This is a genomic window from Actinomadura sp. NPDC048955, assembly GCF_040649435.1.
Lineage (GTDB): Bacteria > Actinomycetota > Actinomycetes > Streptosporangiales > Streptosporangiaceae > Spirillospora > Spirillospora luteofluorescens.
In genome coordinates this window covers 1-2,877 of sequence record NZ_JBEZJI010000163.1, presented here as the reverse complement: position 1 = coordinate 2,877, position 2,877 = coordinate 1, and the positions used below count along the sequence as shown (strand labels likewise).

Genomic DNA, 2,877 nt, shown 5'->3' with positions numbered 1-2,877 from the left:
GCGCGGGCGGCCGAACGCTATGAGGTGTCCTGGCCGACCGCCAAACGCTGGGCCGACAGGTACCGCCGCCAGGGCGCCGCCGGCATGGTCGACCGATCCTGTCGGCCGCATCACAGCCCATTGCGCACCCCGCAGCCTGTGGTCCGCAAGATCGTGCACCTGCGGTGGAAGCAGCGGCTGGGCCCGGTGCAGATCGCCGGACGCCTGAACATGCCGGCCTCGACCGTGCACGCCGTGCTGACCAGGTGCCGCCTCAACCGGCTCTCGCACATCGACCGCGCCACCGGCGAACCGATCCGCCGCTACGAACACGACCGGCCCGGCGCGATGCTGCACGTGGACGTCAAGAAACTCGGCAACATCCCCGACGGCGGCGGCTGGCGGTTCGTCGGCCGCCTCCAGGGCGGGCGCAACCGCGAGGCCACCGCCCGCCGCACCGGGACCCGCAGCACCCGCTATGAACCGCGCGTCGGCACCGCGTTCGTGCACACCGTCATCGACGACCACACCCGGCTCGCCTACGCCGAAATCCACGACGACGAGAAGGCCGCCACCGCCATCGGGGTCCTGCGCAACGCCGTCGCCTGGTTCGCCGCCCGCGGCGTCACCATCGAGCGAGTGCTCACCGACAACGGCTCGGCCTACAAATCCCACGCCTGGCACGACGCCTGCATCGAGTTGGGCATCCGGCCCAAGAAGACCCGGCCCTACCGGCCGCAGACCAACGGGAAGGTCGAACGCTTCCACCGCACCCTGGCCGACGGCTGGGCACTGGGCCGCTTCCACAGCTCCGAACAAGCCCGCCGCAAAGCCCTCCCAGCATGGCTGCACTTCTACAATCACCACCGGCCCCACACCGCAACCGGCGGCAAACCACCCATCACCAGATTGACCAACGTCCCTGGGCAGTACACCTAGATCGTTGATGGGAGTTTTGGGGAGCGTGTGATCAATGGTCGTAGGCGGTCAGTGACCGCTTGACGGGTGCGCCGGTCAACCAGTTGTGCCAGATGGCGGCGTTGAGGGCGCAGATCCGCTGGCAGACGCGTGTCCACAGGCCCTCGGTGGTGCGGGCGGCGTGGCGTTCCAGCCCGAACTGGTTCTTCAGGGTCCAGATCACCGCCTCGATGCGCTGACGCAGCCAGCCCGGGAACACCGCCACCGGTGGATCGGGCTCGTCGGCGCGCGGGGGCCGGATCGGCACATGGCCCAAGTTGGCGGCGGCCTTGTGCACTCCGGCGCCGGCGAACCCTTTGTCGCACACGATCGGGCACGGCCCGGGCGCGGGCGGTTGGACGTGCAGCAGGTGGATCGCCTGCAGCCGCTCGTCCAGTTCCTTGGGGTGGGCCAGGCTGAAGGCGCACACCGCGCCCTCGGTGGTGGTGACCAGCATCAGCTTGGCGCCCCAGTAGAAGGCGTGATGCGACTTGTCCATGCCGTAGCCGGCGATCTCGCCCAGCGCCGAGCGGTGCACGGTGGTGCGCGAGGCGCCGCACCGCAGCGGGGTGCCGTCCATCAAACGCAGCCGCTCCTGCCAGGACGGAACCCGCCGCACCAGCCACATCGCGGCGGCGAACAGGGCGGGCGCGGCCTCGCGCAGGTGCCGGTTGTACTCCGACTGGCCGGGCAACCGCGGGAACAGGTGCCCGACCCTGCCCGGCGCCGTCCGCAGCCACCGCCGCTCCGAATCGCACCCCAGCAGCACCTGGGCCACGGCGACGCACACCAGCTCGGCGTCGTTGAGCACCCGCTGCGGCCCGCGTCGCCGCGGCCGGTCCGCCGATGGCAGGACATGGTCGTCCAGATGGACATAGAGTGCGGTCAGAAGGGCGTCCAGGTTTGTCTTCACACACTGATCATGGGCGCCCTTCGTCATGCCCGCCGCCGGTTCAGCAAACCCCCATCAACGATCTAGGCCCGAGTGCGGAGGAGTTCTTGCGGCTGGTGACTGATCTGGTCGCGCTCACCGGCAACCCGGCGGATCCGGCGACCCGCGAGCTGGTCGACGCCCGCGAGCAGCTCACCGACAGCGCGCGAAGCGGCGACGGCCTTGCGGATTGCCCGCAACGCCTGCGAACCGGCCTGGGCCAGAGTGGTGACCAGCCGCGACACCCGGGTCGGAGGCCACCGGCCCGAACAACTCCGGTGAGGAGCGCAGCACCGCCACGTCGGCCAGGCAGTCCCCGCCCAGCGTCAGCATCACCGCCAGGTCCGCGACGACCTTGCCCGGATCGTGGGTCGCCCGCGGCGTCCGCCACCGCTCCAGCCCTGCGGAAAGTGCTTGGTCGAGCCCGGTGGCCCGGAGCGCCTCGGTCAGCAGCACCCCGCCGGCCTGCCCGACGATCCCCGCGCCGTCCGAAGACACCACGAGCTTGGCATGGCGACTTGTAGTCTTCACGCGAAAAGTGCTTTCGGACAGGTGCGGACAGGACTCTCGGCACGCGCTACCCTCCCAGCTCGGAGGCACTTTTCTTGTCTAAACGATCCCTCTCGACCCGGCGTCGGATGAAAGTCCGAGGCCGCCGAGGCCGCCGAGGGCGTCGGCGATTGTGTCGGCCACGAGCTCAGCGTATTCGCCGTCGGGGTCCAGGTCGGGGTCGAAGATGCAGACGTCGGCGCCGATCGCTTCATCAGCCAGTTCGCTGAGCAGCGCGGTCAGTTGTCCGCGGTCGAGCCCGCCGGGATCGGGGCTATCGACGGCCGGCATGATCGACGGGTCAAGAACGTCGACGTCGATGTGCAGCCAGTAGCCATCGAGTTCCTCGGCGGCGAGTGTCTCTCTGATCACGCGGAGGGTGCCCGCAGGGTCACTGATCCACTGGCTCGCTGGTGCCACCACGGCCAGTACCTCTCGCGCCCCTTCGAGTCCTTCGTCGT

3 protein-coding genes and 1 pseudogene are annotated in these 2,877 nt (G+C 69.7%); 1 reads left to right on the top strand and 3 read right to left on the bottom strand.

Going from position 1 to position 2,877, the window contains the following annotated elements:
• A partial coding sequence (locus AB0C84_RS45790; RefSeq protein ID WP_361079137.1) for an IS481 family transposase occupies positions 1 to 918 on the top strand: 918 nt, incomplete at its 5' end.
• 31 nt (positions 919 to 949) lie between these two features.
• On the opposite strand, the gene AB0C84_RS45785 is transcribed toward AB0C84_RS45790, so the two are convergent.
• The 3 genes and pseudogenes from AB0C84_RS45785 to AB0C84_RS45775 form a co-directional block, all read right to left on the bottom strand.
• Positions 950 to 1,849, bottom strand: a complete 900-nt coding sequence (locus AB0C84_RS45785; protein ID WP_361079134.1) for a hypothetical protein — start codon at positions 1,847 to 1,849, stop codon at positions 950 to 952.
• A 197-nt stretch (positions 1,850 to 2,046) separates the two neighbouring features.
• A pseudogene (locus AB0C84_RS45780) lies at positions 2,047 to 2,398 on the bottom strand (transposase); the annotation flags it as partial.
• A gap of 78 nt (positions 2,399 to 2,476) precedes the next feature.
• Positions 2,477 to 2,877 (bottom strand): arginase family protein (locus tag AB0C84_RS45775; protein ID WP_361079131.1); only part of this gene is annotated, 401 nt, incomplete at its 5' end.